General features: G+C 64.6%; 10 protein-coding genes and 1 pseudogene. 7 read left to right on the top strand and 4 right to left on the bottom strand.

What is annotated here, in order from left to right:
* Window positions 1-3 precede the first annotated feature (3 nt).
* Both ABIB49_RS16705 and ABIB49_RS16700 read right to left on the bottom strand, forming a co-directional pair.
* A complete protein-coding gene (locus tag ABIB49_RS16705; RefSeq protein WP_226760016.1) occupies window positions 4-102 on the bottom strand; it encodes a potassium-transporting ATPase subunit F in 99 nt (32 codons plus the stop codon).
* A gap of 304 nt (window positions 103-406) precedes the next feature.
* Window positions 407-2,383, bottom strand: coding sequence for an APC family permease (locus ABIB49_RS16700; RefSeq protein ID WP_282360790.1), 1,977 nt, complete (start codon window positions 2,381-2,383; stop codon window positions 407-409).
* Between the two features lie 218 nt (window positions 2,384-2,601).
* Here ABIB49_RS16700 and ABIB49_RS16695 point away from each other — a divergent pair, with 218 nt between their 5' ends.
* On the top strand, window positions 2,602-4,302 hold the full coding sequence (locus tag ABIB49_RS16695; RefSeq protein ID WP_226776476.1) for a gluzincin family metallopeptidase: 1,701 nt from the start codon (window positions 2,602-2,604) through the stop codon (window positions 4,300-4,302).
* Here ABIB49_RS16695 and ABIB49_RS16690 read toward each other — a convergent pair.
* Window positions 4,271-5,008 (bottom strand): AfsR/SARP family transcriptional regulator, encoded by a 738-nt coding sequence (locus ABIB49_RS16690; RefSeq protein WP_226776475.1) that lies wholly within the window; start codon window positions 5,006-5,008, stop codon window positions 4,271-4,273. The two genes, ABIB49_RS16695 and ABIB49_RS16690, sit on opposite strands and share 32 nt — an antisense overlap.
* Before the next feature lie 161 nt (window positions 5,009-5,169).
* Here ABIB49_RS16690 and ABIB49_RS16685 point away from each other — a divergent pair, with 161 nt between their 5' ends.
* The 6 genes from ABIB49_RS16685 (at window position 5,170) to ABIB49_RS16660 (ending at window position 14,323) form a co-directional block, all read left to right on the top strand.
* Window positions 5,170-5,388, top strand: coding sequence for a hypothetical protein (locus ABIB49_RS16685; RefSeq protein ID WP_226776474.1), 219 nt, complete (start codon window positions 5,170-5,172; stop codon window positions 5,386-5,388).
* 81 nt (window positions 5,389-5,469) lie between these two features.
* Window positions 5,470-7,860, top strand: a complete 2,391-nt coding sequence (locus tag ABIB49_RS16680; protein ID WP_226776473.1) for a hypothetical protein — start codon at window positions 5,470-5,472, stop codon at window positions 7,858-7,860.
* Entirely contained in the window at window positions 7,853-9,106 is a 1,254-nt protein-coding gene (locus ABIB49_RS16675) for an aldo-keto reductase family protein (protein WP_354157389.1), read from the top strand. Before ABIB49_RS16680 ends, ABIB49_RS16675 begins: the two co-directional genes overlap by 8 nt.
* A 17-nt stretch (window positions 9,107-9,123) precedes the next feature.
* Window positions 9,124-9,693, top strand: a complete 570-nt coding sequence (locus ABIB49_RS16670; protein WP_226776471.1) for a hypothetical protein — start codon at window positions 9,124-9,126, stop codon at window positions 9,691-9,693.
* Between the two features lie 2 nt (window positions 9,694-9,695).
* On the top strand, window positions 9,696-11,039 hold the full coding sequence (locus ABIB49_RS16665; RefSeq protein WP_226776470.1) for a hypothetical protein: 1,344 nt from the start codon (window positions 9,696-9,698) through the stop codon (window positions 11,037-11,039).
* Window positions 11,040-11,053: 14 nt separating this feature from the next.
* Entirely contained in the window at window positions 11,054-14,323 is a 3,270-nt protein-coding gene (locus ABIB49_RS16660; RefSeq protein WP_354157388.1) for a D-Ala-D-Ala carboxypeptidase family metallohydrolase, read from the top strand.
* Between the two features lie 78 nt (window positions 14,324-14,401).
* Here the strand turns inward: ABIB49_RS16660 and ABIB49_RS16655 are convergent.
* Window positions 14,402-15,339 (bottom strand): annotated as a pseudogene (locus tag ABIB49_RS16655) (acetylxylan esterase).
* Between the last annotated feature and the right edge of the window lie 238 nt (window positions 15,340-15,577).

The following is a 15,577-nucleotide window of genomic DNA, read 5'->3' as shown; positions in this document are numbered from 1 at the left end:
TGCTCACCACTTTTCCGGGTGGATCAGGACGGCCAGCAGGTAGCCGAAGAGGCACAGTCCGGCAATCAGCAGGACCAGCCACATGACCGCGTCGGCGCTCATTGGCCGCCCTCCGGCCGTTCGTCGGCGGTGCCGACCATCCCGGCCACAACATGGCCTATCCACATAACGAATCCCATTGACACCATGAGGATTCCGATAACAGCCAGGTCGGCCATCGCAGGTTCCTTTCATCCATTCCCCGTTTGCGGGGCTAGTGAAAGTCAACTCCCAGCGACGGCCGAATATCCGGTTCCTGATGGTTTCTTAACGCCCGGAGGATGAATCTTGACGCTGTCTTAACGCGCACGGAGGATTCGGGTCCGTGCTGCTTTAAGTGCTGCGCACGACGTCAGGCGTCCGGCCATCAGCCGACGTGGACCCAGGGCCGTTTGGTGACATCGGGTTCGGCCTCCCGGAGCACCTCACGGGTCACCGGGGCGATCTCGCCCTCACCGAACGCGAGGAAGCGCAGCAGGTTGGTGACCGGGTTTCCCTCGGTCCAGCGGAAGTAGATATGCGGCATCAACCCGGTCACGTCCCGGATGTGGAGCAACACTGAGGCGATGGTGTTCGGCACAACGGGTCCGTGGACTTCCAGGACCCTGTACCCGTGCCGGGTCACCCCTCGCACCTCCAATGCCGTTTCAAAGTCAGAGGAATCGTCGACGACCACTTCCAGGAACAACGCCTGGTAGTCCACCGGCAGATGGCTGACCTGGATCGCCGATGTCAGCTTGTCCCGGTAGGCCGTGGCGCTCAGGCGCAGCGGCTCGTGCGCGATGATGGCAATGGGCCCGTCCAAATCGTCAGACATAAATTCCAGTGCCTGCCGGTCCAGATGGACCTGGGTGGCGTGAAGTTCGAAGGCCCTCCGGACGCGTGAGAGCAACGAGATCACGATGATGCCCACAATAAAGATCGCTGCAATCCGGATGCCTTCGGGGCGCTCAATGATGTTGGCCACCGTTGTGTAGATGAACACCGCTGCTATAACGCCAAAACCCAGAGTCCGCTTGCGTTGCCTCGCGCGCCGGGCTGAGAGCGCCACGGCAACCGCTGCCGAGGTCATCAGCACCAGGACGCCGGTGGCGTAGGCACCGCCCTGCGCGTCGACGTCGGCATTAAACAGCCATGTGATCAGGAATCCGACCAATGTGAACACCAGGACCAACGGACGCACGGCACGCGCCCACCCCGGGGCCATCCCGTAGCGGGGAAGGTACCGCGGGACGAGGTTGAGCAGCCCGGCCATCGCGGACGCGCCGGCGAACCAGAGAATGGCGATCGTGCTCACGTCGTAGACAGTGCCGAACCCTGCCCCCAGGTATTCGTGGGCCAGGAAAGCCAGGGCGCGGCCGTTGGCCTGGCCGCCCGGTTGGAACTCCTGCTCCGGGATCAGGATCACAGTCGTGAAGCTGGTGGTGATCAGGAAGCTGCTCATAATGACGGCGGCGGTTGTCAGCAGCCGCCGGGCACCTTCGATCCTGCCGGCCGGATTCTCCTCGGTGTCACCCGGCTTTCCCTGGATTTGCGGCATCACGGCCACTCCGGTCTCGAAGCCGGACAGGCCCAGTGCGAGTTTGGGGAAGACCAGCAGGGCGATGCCGACCACCATAAACGGGTTGCCATGGGAGGTTGTCAGGGCGGTCCACCAGTCCCCGACGGCAACGGGGTGGGCCAGCACTTCAAGGACTGTGGTGATGACCACCACGACGTTGAGGCTGAGGTAAATGCCGACCAGGACGACCGCGACGCCCATGGCCTCCTTAAACCCGCGGAGGAAGACCGCGCCGAGCATGGCCAGCAGGAAAAGAGTCACCGGCACGTTTTGGCCTTGCAACCAGCCCGGAACGAACGGGTTCTGGATCGCATGGGCTGTGGCGTCGGCCGCAGACAACGTCATGGTGATCATAAAGTCCGTAGCGGCGAACCCCAGCAGAACGAGCACAAAAAGCTTGCCGCCCCAACGGGGCAGCAGCCGCTCCAGCATGGCGATGGAACCCTCGCCGCGGTGGCTCTCCCCGGCAACCCGGCGGTAGACGGGAAGGGCGCCCAACAGTGTGACAGCCACCAGTACCATCGTCGCCAGCGGCGAGATCACACCGGCGGCGAGCGCTGCGATGGCCGGCTGGTAGCCCAGGGTTGAGAAGTAGTCGACGCCGGTCAGGCACATCACCTGCCACCATGGATGCTTCTTCAGATGCGATTCACCCACGGCACCGGGCCCTTGGTGGGTGCCCTTTGCGTCCTGTAGGCCGAACAGGAGCCAACTCCTTAAGTTTTCACGGGCACCCGGCCGCGCCGCCGAGGGGTCCGCAGGCGGCCTGCTCATTGTGGTCATCCGTGCCTCTCCGCGCGATGCCCGGCATCGTGTGTCACTGCCGACCCTAACACCGGGCTCAGTCGCCGCTGCCGGACCCGCAGAAGTCTTGACGGATCCTTAACACCCGCCCGCAGCCGCGGTGCCCATAGTGCGCCGCGAGCGTTGGTTTGCACCGTCCGGCGGTGTGCGGCGCTATTTCCCGTGACAGCGCCTCCCGGCCGTGCTATTCCTGAGGTGTGAGTGGCACGGGCCCTGGGGCCGCGGACTTTTCCAATGCCCCGCCGGCTACCCTGGCCGGCAGCTTAATGGTGGTCCCGGTGCACGTCCTGGAGCTTCGGGCCGAGGTGTCCTTTGATGCAGTCCGGGGCACGTCGGTGGCCGCGGCGACGATGGATTATCGGGTGGGTCCCACCGGGGGCAACCCGTTTTTCGATTTACGTCAGAGTGTGGACAGCTGCTGGCTGGACGGGGTGCCGCTCGATCCGGAAATGATCGGCGGGTGCGACGTCGGTGCTGGACCGGCCGGCTCCGTCCGGGTCCTGCGCCGGTTCCAGGACCGCGGGTCCGTCCACAGCCTTCGGTTCCGCTACCGGTTGGGGTTGCCGCACGCTGAGCTGGGCGGGGCCTCGCCGCCGGTGCTGGAGTGGTCCGACGGTCCCGCGCTGCGTTGGACGCTGGGCATGTCGGACCTCTTCGCGGGCCGCTACCTGGAAGCCTGGTTCCCCTCCAACCTTCCGTTCGACCAGTTCCCCGTCACCCTCAACATCACCCTGACAGGGACGGAGGTGGCGCACGTGCTCATCAGCAACGGGGACGTTGCCGTTGGCGGCCCGGGACGCTGGTCCGTTGCATTCCCGGCGTCGTTCACCACCCTTTCGCACCTTGTGGAGCTCCGCCCGGCGGCCACCGTCGAAGGCCAGAAGTCGACGGTGGTATTACCGGTCTCGGGCACCGCCGTCACTGTCGAGGCCTGGAAATGCTCCGCCGGACCGGAGGACCTCGGCCATGAGCTGGGCAGGATCGAGAGTCTGCTGGCGCAGAACGAGGCGGACTACGGCAGGTTCCCGGGGAACCGGTTCGTCTGCTTCTTCAACGGCAACCGCGGTGGGATGGAATACCACCATGGGGCCACCACATCCCGGCGGGCGCTGGCCCACGAGGTTTTCCATTCCTGGTTTTCCCGCGGGGTCATGCCGGCCTCGCAGGCCGACGGCTGGTGGGACGAGGCCTTCACCTCCTACCATGAGCACGGCGCCGGCCAATTGGAGGCTTTCGACTTCAATGAAGCCCCGGTGGAACTGTGTTCCCGGCGTCCCTTTGACCGTCGGACCGCGGTCAATGCCTATCCGGACGGTAGCCGATTCTTCCGCGGGCTGGCCGACGCGCTGGGGGTGGAACGCCTGCGCGCCTGCATGCGGGCCGTATACGCCCGGCATTGCAGCGCTCCGCTTTCCACGATCGGGCTGGAGGCCGACATCCTGGTTGCGGGCGGTGAGCCGTCTGTGGTCGATGCTTTCCACCGGTTTGTTTACGGGCTTCCCGACCCGTCGCCGGCTCCGAAGCTTCGGCTCCATGGGTTGGCGGCCCGGGGTGCAGGGGACCGGATCCGGGTCAGTGTGAGCAACGACTCCGGGGGCGGTCCGTGCAGGCACTTTATGGTGGTGTTTTCGCTGGCCGGTGCCGCTACTGGCGCGGAGCGGGCGGCGGGGGCCTGCCGGAACATCGCCGCTACTGGAGGCTTCGATCTCCAACCAGGGGAAGAACGAGAAGTCTGGACGACGGCATCGGAAGCCCTCATTCAGAGGTCCTGGACCGGGACGATGCTGGTGGCCTCGGTGCATGCCCGCGGCTGCGACCCCTCGCCCCGGACCAGGGTATCGGCGCTGTTGCCCCCGGCGCAGGCAACTAGTGCGTCGCAGTTCCCTGCACCGGCATGACCAAGCCGACCTTCCTGAATAACTCCGGCGAGGGGCGCAACCCCAGTTCGGTCCACAGCAGGCGGGCATATCCGTTGAGCTGCCGCCTGGCCTCGAATACGTTGCCTTCGCCCAGATGAGCATCGATCAGGAGCCGCTGCGCGGACTCACGCAGCGGCTCCTCGGCAACTACCGCCAGCAAGACGTCGATGGCTTCGATGTAGCGTTCCCGTTCACGAAGCCTGCGCGCGGTTACCTCGGACGCGTGCAGGCGCATCTGACGCAACTGCTCGCGGGCCAGCAACAGCCAGTCCTCGTCCCAGCCCGGAAGAAGTTCCTCCGCATGTGCCAGAAACTGCGAATGTTCGGGTTCACCGCGCACATCGGTCAGTACCCGTTCTGCCTGTCGGCGCAGGCGGTGCACATCCACCTCGACGTCGTCGGCTAGCCACACCCGGTCCGAATCCCCATCGATCAGGCGCGAATCGGCGCTGCGGATCCGCCAGAGTGCCGTCCGGAGGCTTCCGCGGCAACGTTCGGACGTTGAGTCGGACCACAGCCGTTCGGCCAGCACCGTCCGGTCGCAGTCGTGTGCCCCGAGCTTGTCCAGCGAAAGGTAGGCGATAACGCGGCGGGCGTGCAGGGGCAACGACACCGGGGCGTTGGCGATGCGCAAGGAGAACCCTCCGAGTAGCGAAAGGCTGACCCGCCCGTCAGAGTGTGCCACGACGGGACGATGTGATGGGTGCATCAGGGCCCTCCCCGGATACGCGGCCGTGAATGGATCACTTTGATCATCAGACTCCGACGTCCACCCGGTGTCAACACTATGTCAACGCGGACGGAACGTTGACGCTGCAAACGATGGCCGGGCGGGAAGCTGCAGAAGTGGAATATACCGACTACCAGATCATTGTTATCCGGGCCAGGCGGGACGGGGGCCAGCTGATCGTCCGCATCCTGACCGGCGGGAACCCCGCCGACCCGGCGCGGCAATGGGTCTTCGCCAGCGTCGACGAGGTGTGTGTGCTGGTCGAGCGACTGCTGGAGGAACTCGGCGGTCCCGGTCCCCGGAGCGCGGCGGTCCCGCCGCGGGGCGGCGGCTGACGCCGGAAGATACGCAGGATTGACGGCCCGGAAGACACCGGACCCGATCATGGGATCAAGAGGAATAATGGAGGTGGGAAAATGAGCGTCGATTCCTATTCGGCTTCTTCCGGAGAAGCCGGGAGCTATACCTCCCCGTTTGCGGGGCTTTCGCATTTCACCGACCAGGCAGCCCCGGGGGCCGAAGCTCCTTCCGAGGAGTCCGGTGACGCCTTGTTCGAAGCGATCTATTACACGGATTCCCCCTTTGGCGCCGAGGCTGACAGCGAAGCCGACGTCGAGCGGGAAACGGCTGAAGCACGCGATTTCCTCGAAACCCTCCATGACGAGGAATTTGAGGACGCCCTCGAACAGCTGCTCAACGAGGGAGCCTCGCGTGTGCTGGCCGATGCCCAAGAATGGTCTGCGGCGCCGACGGATGCCGGAACCCGCGAGGCACTCGATGAGTGGATCGATCCGCTGACAAATGAATGGGAAAACTCGATCAACAGGATCGGCGGGGGCCTGGAAAATACCGATTTGACCAGACTGAGCGAGCAGGAACTGGACGAGCTCCTGGACTCCCTGGAGCCGGCGCCCACCCTCGGATCGGAGGTCTTCGACAACTTTCTGGGAAAGCTGCTGCGAAAGGCGAAGTCCTTCATCAAGGAGAGGGTCCGCCAGGCAGGGAACTTCATCAAGAACCCGGTGAAGGGCGTTATCGACCTGGCGAAGAGCGGGCTGCAGACGATCAAAAGCGGCATCCAGACCATCGGCAAGCACCTGATCGGACCTATCCTCAACAGGCTCAAAGGAATCGGCTTGGCCCTGCTCAAGGGCGTGGTTAAGAAGCTGGCAGCCCCGCTGACCCGCTTGCTGCCCTCCTATGTGCGGCCGGCCGTGAAGATCCTGATGACCAAGCTTGGTCTTGACGAGGCAGGGGAGTTCCCGGCGACCGAAACCGAGGAAATTGCGGGGTCCGCCGGAGCGCTGGCACAGAATTTTGACACCGAACTTGTAAACCTGCTGTACCCGGTCGAATCCGCCGGTGAAGAATCCGGGGAATTCGACGAATCCGAATACATCGAGCCCGAGTTCGATGAGGCTGCCGGGCTGGATGATGCGCGCGCCCGGTTGGCCAGCGCGCTGAGCGAGCACACCGGAACCGAGCCGCCAACGGCCGAAATTGAACAGTTCCTGCCGGTTGTCCTTGCCATCCGGCCGCTGCTCAAGCTGGGACTGAAACTCACCGGCGCCCGGGGGAAGCTCATCAACCTGATTGCCACTCCGCTGGCGAATCTGATCAAGGGGATGGTGGGACCGGAGGCGGCACGGCTCATCGCCAAGGCCGGGGTCGACGTCGGATTCACCGCCCTGGGCCTGGAGACAAGCCCGCAGCAGGAACAGACCCTGTCCGGGGAGGCCCTGGCCTCCACGGTAGAAGCGACGGCGATGGAAGTTCTCGACGAGATCACCGATGAAGCGCTCGAGGACCCCCTCCAGGTCAGCGCCGCGGTCCAGCGTGCGTTTTCGCGGGCCGCCGCGGCCTACCTGCCCGACCGGCTCCTGCGGGCAGATCTGCCCGAACGTGAATCTGCCGGCGCAGAGGGCTACTGGATCCTGATGCCGCGCTCGCTGCGGCCGCGGTACCGGTTCCGCAAATACTCGCAGGTCTTCGCCGTCCCGATCAGCCGGCAGCAGGCCCGGGCATTAAGATGGTCCGACGGCGGGACGATGGAAACGTACCTGTTGGACCGGGGCGTTGACCGTTGGCCCGTACAGGCGGAGATCGACCTTTACGAGACGCTGCCGGGCACGATACCGGGTCACTTCACTCGAGACGAAGGGTTGCCTGCCGGCGAGCACCCGGTCGACAACGAATTCCAGCCCCTGACAGCGGAAGCCGCGGGCCTGCTGTTGCGGGAACCCGGGCTTGGACGCGCGCCGCTGGCGCTGCATCGATTCCCCCTGGCACAGCAGCCGGTGCCGGGACAGCGCTACTTCCGGATCCGCGCCGGGCAGCTGCCGGCACGCAAGAGCGCCCGGCCCAGACGACTGCTCGTCATTGACTGGGATCCGGCCGGCAGGCAACTGCGGATAGCGATCAGGCTCTCGGAGCGCCGGGCCCGGGCGCTGCTGGCATCCATCCAACGCTCAGCCCCCTCGGGGCAGCGGGATCTGCCTGCCGTACTCTCGGAACTTCGTGCCATCTACCTTCCACACCTGACAACGAAAATCAGCCGACGGCTGCTGCGCTCCTCCCTGGTGAGCGATCCTGCTGCAGCGAACCGGATCGCCGCAGCCATGGCAGCGTCAACGGGTACCGCAATCTCCAAATACCTGGTCCAGCGGGGCGCGCAGCTGGGCGCCGCCGTCGCGGACCCGGCCTCCGGCGTCACCCTCACCGTGACCTTCACATCGGTTACCGGACATCCGACAGCCGCCCTGCGGCCGCCAACCGTTTCGGCGAAGCCGGGATGGCACCATGTCTGATTCCAGTACCACCGCCGCGAGGGCGGCCCTCGGTGTCGAAATCCGGCACTGGCGCCGAGCGTGCGTCGATTTGGGCGACCTGGAGGTTTCGGCGTCACCGGCGGCGTGGAAGGAGCTCGAGTCTTACCTTGGCCTGAACCTCCGCCGGAGCCTGACCTCCGTCGTTGTTCGCCTCACCGCCCACGCTGATCGTGCCCTCTTTTCGCTCAAGGCCGCCGAGACCGTTGGCGAACTCGCCGCCGTTAGGTCGGAGTTGCTGATCCTGCGGCGGCGCTATAGCCGGGCCGAAGCTGTCATCGATTTCTACGGCGACGCAGTCAACACCCGGACAAATCCGGTCGTGGCATCGGTGCTGCGGGGCCTTGACGCGCTTGCCGTTTACAGCATGGACCAGGTTCTCCGGCCGTTGAACATCGACACTCCGCCGGCGCTTTGCTATCTGGACAAGGGCTTGGGCGCCTCCATCCTGCGTGCCGGGGCGCGGCTGTGGGATTCCTCCCTGTCGCCGGCCGCTGCCATCAAGATCACCAGGCACAACCTCTGGCAGCCGACTTCCCTGGTCCACGAGACCGGTCACCAGGTGGCACACCTGACAGGGTGGACGACGGAACTGGGCACAGCACTCTACAAGGCCTTGGCACCGCACAACACACTGGTGGCCGAAGTATGGCGGGCCTGGGCTGCGGAGGTGGCCGGCGACGTGTACGCCTTTGCCTTGCTGGGCTACGCGCCGGTACCAGCGCTGGCGACGGTTGTTGACGGCCCTGCCCAGCTCGTCTATCGCATGCTCCCGGGCGATCCGCACCCCATATCGGCGCTGCGGGTCCAGTTTAATGTGGCGCTCTGCCGCTCCTGGTACGGAGCCGGGCCCTGGGACGTGCTGGGCGCCGGGTGGCTGGCCCGGTACCCGCTGGGACAGGCTCCCCGCGATGTTGCCGAGATCATGGCCGAGAGCATGCCCCTGCTGCCGACCATCGTGGATGTGTGCACGCGCCAACCGATGCAGGCATTCCACGGCGTTCCGCTTGCTGCGCTCGCAGACCCTCGGCGGCTGTCCCCGGCCGAACTCGACCGCTTGGCCCAGCGGTCAGGGGACTCGCTGTACACCTCGAACCATCTGCAGCGGTTGGAGCCGCTGCGGATATTGGCCTTGAGCGTACTCCGCGGCCTCGAGTCCCAAAACACGCCAACCGAAATGCGAACGTGGCTGAGCCGCCTCGGCGGCGAGCGGCCCATCGCCGCATAAGCAGGAGAGATGACACCATGACCGAGCAATACACCCCGCAGGGATCTGCCGAGCAGTTCGCGCAGAACGTAGCCCAATTGGTCAGCGCCTTCGGACGCGGCCCGCAGCAGGAGCTCCGGCCGGAGCAGCAGCAACTCATTTTGCAGTTCCGCGCCCTCCGCAACGGTCTGGGAAACTTCGGTCGGCACGGGGAAACTCCGGACAAGGCGATCCTCGCATCCCCTGATATCAGTCCCGGCGATGCACGGAACGCACGCTACACCTTGACCTTCGTCGAGGCACTGCCAAGCCGCGCGGCCAGCATCCTGCTGCGCTACCCGCATCCGCCGTTCGAGTCGTTCTACTCCGTAGGCGACGTCGACAACGAGTACTGGGAACTTGTCATCGCGGACCCGGAGGTGGCTTCCGTTGAAGTCTGGGATGCCCATGGCGAGCCGCTAGCCGTGGGAGTCCCGCACTTCCACGACAAGGGCAGGAACCGCAGCAAACAAAAGACCTCGGTCACCGGCCGCCCGGTCCCGTCCAGCCCAGTATCCGAGACTCCCTCCCGCCGCCAGCCCGGCGGCTCAGCCACCGTGAAGGACTAGCCATGTTCCGGACATTAGTCGGACTAATCCCCGATCCAGTTTCACCAGCGCCCGCATGGAAACTTGAAGAAAAGGCCAACGCCGTAATGGCCGTCCACCCGCTGCAGCTCAGCAGATGGCTGGAAGAAGTGTGGTCTCAAGGCGGAATTGCCAACCCTGCCTGGCAGGCGATCCTCGGCGGCGGAGGTTCGGTGCCGGTGCCGTTGGGGGATCCGGACGCCGTTACCAAGACCACGCTGCCCCAGTTGCTTCGCGATACCCTGCTTTCCGGCATTGACCCGGCGCCAGGTTCGCCAACTCCGTTGCAGCCCTACAACCCAACATCCGCATTTCAGAAGCTGACGCCCCCGCCGGTATGGGAGAACCTGCTCTACGCCTACTTGGTGGAAGCGACCGGCGTTTTCGAGATCCTGGGCGAAGTGGTGCGGCGCTACGCATGGGGTGAGAGCCTTCCGGCGCCCAGTGTGGATACCCTGGTTTGGGCACGGAATACCGAGCAGCTGTTCTTCCGCGATCCACCGCTTTTCGGAATGGGCGGGCTGATGACCAGCCAGCTGCGGCCGGACGCCAGCATCAACCGGCGCAACATCTATTGGCGAATGTTTGGGCTGGACCTGCCGCACGCTCCAACGAAGGCCGTGGAAGGCCAGCCCTGGAAGCTCAACATCGGCACCGCCGGCAACACCAGATTCCTTGAACTATGGAACGAACTGCTCAGGCAGGTCTGGATGGGCATCGAAAATGACAGAAACTCCTCGGGCTCCAATTCCACGGATCCCACGTATATCGGCTACCTTTGCCAAACCATCGGCGAAATGCTGCAGCTCCGACGGCGCGGCGGAATGGTTTCTCAGGAGGAATTTGCCTACGTCACAATGCTCAGCTGGTTCCACCTGACCGTTGAATACGATACGTCACTGGTCGTGGACCTGCATGCCAATGCCGGTGGGCTGGGGAATGCAGCCGACCGGCTGTCGGCCATCGGCAAAGTGGTGGGGATCGCCCCCTCGAGGCAGGCGCGTGAGCTGTTCGAACTCGCAGACCTCGTGTCCACCCTGATGTGGCTCATCGAATTGGGCATGTTCAACGCCACGGACAAGGCGACACTGCTCTACAAGAAGGACGGCGTGGCCAACCCGAAGATTGCCGAAACCATGAACCGCATCATCGACCTCTGGCAATCGGGCACCGGCGAGCGGGTCAAGGACCTGGCGATCACCACCCGCCGCCCCCAACTTGACCTGCGTTCAGCGCAGCCCACCAGGCTCCCGGGCCCCGGGGCTTCCGTTCCAGTGACGGTCCCGTCTAGTAATGGAAACCGGGCCCCAGCCGGGCCCCGGCTCTGAGCGAAAGAACGACCATGGAAAAGCTTGAAATGTCCAGCATATTTGCGCCCCCGGCGCATCTGGTCCCGGACGTTGGCACCGAGTCATGGCCCACTCCAAGCGTGTTCTCCCTCCCAGACGGGGGCAGCGAAACGTCATGGGATGAGACAACCGACGAATATGCCGACGAATATGCCGGCCAGACAGAATGGAACGAGAGTACCGGCGAAGCGGCCTGGAATGAGCTTGGCTGGGACGAAACCGCCGACGAGGCAACGGACGAGGCCGCTGATGAATTCGCCGACGAGTCAACGGACGAGGCCGCTGATCAATTCGCCGACGAGTCAACGGACGAGGCCGCTGATCAATTCGCCGACGAGTCAACGGACGAGGCCGCTGATCAATTCGCCGACGGCGCCGGGGAACTGGGCGGTCAGGCGCAGGAAAACGGCGAGGTTGAGGAATCCGAACTTGCCTCAATGCTCGCAGCAGAGCCGCTGCTGACAGGCCAGCATCATGAGGGATTCGAAACCGGACTTGTACTGATCCCGAGCCCCGGCAATCAAGGGAAGGGGGAAGAGCATTGGGACCCGCACAACACCGGAGTCCCCATTTACGCGACCGGCGCCGGCGTCCGGAAGGAAAAGCTCTCCAGGAACTTCACCGTGGGCGAACTCGCCTCCAGCGGGGGCCGGGCCGATGACCGGGCGAGGATTTCCGCGGAGCTTGTGACAGCGCTCCAGGCCATCCGTGACCGGGCGGCCCGGCCAGTTAAGATCACATCGGGATACCGTTCCTGGGCCCGGAACGTTGCGGTCTACCGCAGAGCTGGGAAGAGCCCAACGCTCAGCCGCCACTGCAGCGGCCAAGCGGCGGACATCAAGATCGCCGGCCTGAACGGAATGCAGATCGCGAAGCTGGCGCTCGACGCCTGCGGTGAAGGAATCGGCGTCGGCATCGGCGGGAACTTCGCGCACGTTGACGTGCGCGGCTCCTGGGCCAAATGGACTTACTTCAGCGGCGACAAGAACCGCAAGGCGCTCGCGGAAATCGAAAGCTACAGGCGGCACCGGAAATCCGCACCGCCGCGGCCACTACCGCCAGTCCATCCGGGAACCGCATCAGATGTGGCGGCCGGCAGGCTGGTCGTTAATGAGTTGCCCCTACTGGCATCACACGCGGGCACGCATCCCGATCTTGTGCTGAAGTGGAATGCCATGACCCGCCCGTCCGTCGTCGACGTGGTAGTGCACCTGCATGGGCACACGCCCAGCGGATATGCCCTGAACATCGCGACGGAGAAGGAGCCGTTCAGCGGGCTGGACATCGCAAACCCGGAGCAGCCGGGCGGACCTGCCCGGACCCGACCGACGCTCTTGGTGTTGCCGCGCGGCAACCACGCCCCCCGGACCAAGGCCGGGCACAACAACCAGCGCTATACCTTTCCGGCGCTGACCCAAGCGGGTGGGCTCCAAGCCCTTGTAGCGGCCGCCCTTGAGAGATTCACCGCGAGCACGGGCGCCACGGTGGCGGTGGACAGGCTGATCCTTACGGCGCATTCCGGCGGCGGGGCGGCGCTGATGTCAATCCTTGACCACAACAACCCGCACGAGATTTACACGTTCGATGCCCTCTACACCGACCCGGCACGGTTGATCGGCTGGGCCCAGCGCCGAATGGCGGCCGGAACGGGCGCCCTCCGTGTCATCTACCGGCCAGGGGAGCAAACGGCCCGACACAGCGAGGCCGTGCACGCAGCCCTTCGGAATACCGCCTCGCCCAGCTTCCGGGTCGAAGGCACCAGGGTCAGCCATGGCAACATTCCCCGCCATTTCGGCTGGAGATTCCTGGTGGATCCGTCCGCTGATGTACCGGACGTTGTGAAGCTGGCGGCGGGCAGCATCCTCCCGGAAGCGCCCGCGGCCGAATGGACAACGGTCGGGGAGAGGGACGAAGCCGCGTTCACGGATGAATCAGCGTATCTGGACGAGGCGCTTTACGCGGACGAGGGCGCTGAAGTTGAAGAAATGCAGTCGCTGCCGGCGATGGAGGCAGTGGAGGGAGCCGAATCGGTGGAGGCATCGGAGTCCTTTGACGAAGCGGGTCCTTTCGCACTGGAGGCTGCACCCTTCGCTTTATTGGAGGCGCCCTCACCCCGGGCTCCGGTATGTGGCGCGCTGCGGGGCAACGAACCCAAGTTTCGGCTCGGCGGTGCATCAACGAAGGAGGGGGTGGCAGAACCCCGGACCACCCAGGACCCGCGCGTCTACGGAGTTCAACTCTGGGACTACAAGGTCAATGACTATGCCTTGCGCGCCCGGCACCTTCAGGCTCTGCAAATCCTGGTGGCAAAGATCGCCGCCGATGTTCGCTCGGGCCGCTTCTCCGACGCCGGGTGGAAAATCAGCGTCGATGGTTTTGCCTCGAGAACGGGCAACGTTGATCACAACCTGAGTCTTTCGTTTTGGCGGATGACGACGGTGGCGCGTTGCCTGGAATGTCTGCTGGCCGCGGCCGGCATTCCGCCGGGACGAGTGACCATGGGGGACCAGCGCGGGTTGGGTTTCCAAGACGCGGTCCCCAACGTCGAGGACCCGCGCAGGCGCCTTGTGCAGGTATCAGTTCACCCGCCGGGGCTCAGGCCCCCGCCCGTGCGGCCATCGTCGGATCGTTTCGAGATCTGTTTCACCTCGCTGAAGAACCAGGTCCAGTCCCTGCCGATACCCGGAACGGCGGGTATGCTCGGTGTCGCTCGAACCACCGCAGCGTACCGGATACGTGATATCCAGACCCGCCAGGTACAGGCATACAGCTATACGGGACTCGGATTTATGCTGCAGGTTCCGGTGGACAAAATCATCCCCGCAGGGGTCAAAAAGCGCCTACCCAAACCGTTGCTGGATATGATCGGAAAGCTCCTGGCCAAGGTGGTACCCGGCGGGGGCAAACCCGGGACGGGCACCTGTACGCCTTTTGGCGTGTTCGTCTTTCCGACGCCGGACCCGGTACGCATTCCTGGCCCCGTTATCGGCGTTCGTTCGTTCGCCGGCGACGCCGACCTGATGGTACCGGCACCGGGACTGGGGAACGTGCAGATCCGGTTCAACAATTCGATCTTTCGTCTGCACAGCAAGGCCCTCATCAATCCGGACCCGCTTGAGGTCAACGTATCGCGGGCGCTCTCCGCCAAGGCGATTATTGGCACACAGGGCACCGCCACGATGGTCGGCCCGGTCTCTCACGAGGACAGCAGCGAGATGGAGGCAGGGCTGGACGTTGCCGAAGGCATCTTCGCGGAACACTAGATACTCCGCTCGTTCCGCAACGCACGGCGGGCGGAACATTGGATCTGAAGCGCACGCAGCAGTGGTTCCGAGCGTGGGCTACCCGGCCAGCAGCTCCGCCAGGTAGTGGAACTGGGCAACCCAGTGGTGTTCCTGGCCTCCCTCGTGGTTGTTGAACCGGTAGACCTCGATCGACTTATGGCACCGGGCCTGCGGGGCGTCCGCCGGCCCGGTGCCATAAGCGTTGTATGCGGCGAAGACGGTGGATGGCGGGCAGGTATGGTCCATTAGCGCAACGGAGAACAGGGCAGGCGCCGTGGCGCGCCGGCCCAGGTGTACACCGTCGAAGTAACCCAGGACCCCGAGTGCCGGCTCGTAATGGTCACGATGGCGGGCCAGGAAATTCGCAATTTCCGGGTACGGGCCGCGCGGGGCGATGTCGATGGCGCGGGGAAAATCCTGCAGGAACGGGACGTCGGCCATGGTGCACAGAATGCCGTGAAGGCGTCAACGAAAACGCGGCGGTAGTAGTAGTCTTCCTTGGCTGAAATGCCACGCGTCATCAGCCCGGCGTAGGACACCTTCCCGGCGGAGGGATGCGGATCTGCTGTCGCACCAAGGGTGCCGCCGTACCCCTGGCTGCGGGTGTCCATAATGAAGTGCGCGTAGCCTGCCTGCGCCCATTTTGTGTCCTGCTGGACCAGGCCGCGCCCACCCGAATAGCCGACATACTGCACCACCACGGGCAGCTCCTGTCCGGCGCCGCGGTTGGCCGGCAGATGCAGCCAGCCTTTGATCCGATCCCCGCCATAGCCCGCGAACGTGACATCGAAACTGTCAATGACACTCAGCAGGTTCCCCACCGGGGTGAATTCGGCGTCGAGCGGGAACTCCCGGGCGTCGGCAATGGTTCGGTTCCAGAAATCGTCGAAGTCTTCCGGCTCGACTGCTGATGAGGTGTAGCTGCGCAGCTGGTCCCAGCCGGGGGTGGCTACAAAGTGGGCGCTGTACTGAAATTTACTTGTAGGCCAGCCCATCTTCGCCCAGGGTGTACTTGAAGCGTCAGGTAAATCACCCGCCGCTCCCGCCCTGACCGCCAAGGACCTGCCGGCCAGGGCAGGAACCGCATCGTTCAGAACTCCTGGCAGATGGGTCAATTCACTGTTTTTGTCCCCGAGATAGGTAACGGGTTGGTGACGGTTCCCGGGTGACCCATCCGGGGTGGGGGGTGTTCCCGAAGTACTCCTGACAGACCAAGCCGGACCCGCTGGATTC

The sequence above is a fragment of the Arthrobacter sp. UYCu512 genome (assembly GCF_040547075.1).
Taxonomy (GTDB): Bacteria; Actinomycetota; Actinomycetes; order Actinomycetales; family Micrococcaceae; genus Arthrobacter.
Note: the sequence above shows the minus strand (reverse complement) of the source record. Positions and strands in the feature narration are given on the sequence as shown.

Coding starts and splice junctions, on each gene's coding strand:
- ABIB49_RS16700 (WP_282360790.1), bottom strand. CDS start 2,383: ATGACCACAATGAGCAGGCCGCCTGCGGACCCCTCGGCGGCGCGGCCG.
- ABIB49_RS16705 (WP_226760016.1), bottom strand. CDS start 102: ATGAGCGCCGACGCGGTCATGTGGCTGGTCCTGCTGATTGCCGGACTG.
- ABIB49_RS16675 (WP_354157389.1), top strand. CDS start 7,853: ATGTCTGATTCCAGTACCACCGCCGCGAGGGCGGCCCTCGGTGTCGAA.
- ABIB49_RS16660 (WP_354157388.1), top strand. CDS start 11,054: ATGGAAAAGCTTGAAATGTCCAGCATATTTGCGCCCCCGGCGCATCTG.
- ABIB49_RS16680 (WP_226776473.1), top strand. CDS start 5,470: ATGAGCGTCGATTCCTATTCGGCTTCTTCCGGAGAAGCCGGGAGCTAT.
- ABIB49_RS16670 (WP_226776471.1), top strand. CDS start 9,124: ATGACCGAGCAATACACCCCGCAGGGATCTGCCGAGCAGTTCGCGCAG.
- ABIB49_RS16665 (WP_226776470.1), top strand. CDS start 9,696: ATGTTCCGGACATTAGTCGGACTAATCCCCGATCCAGTTTCACCAGCG.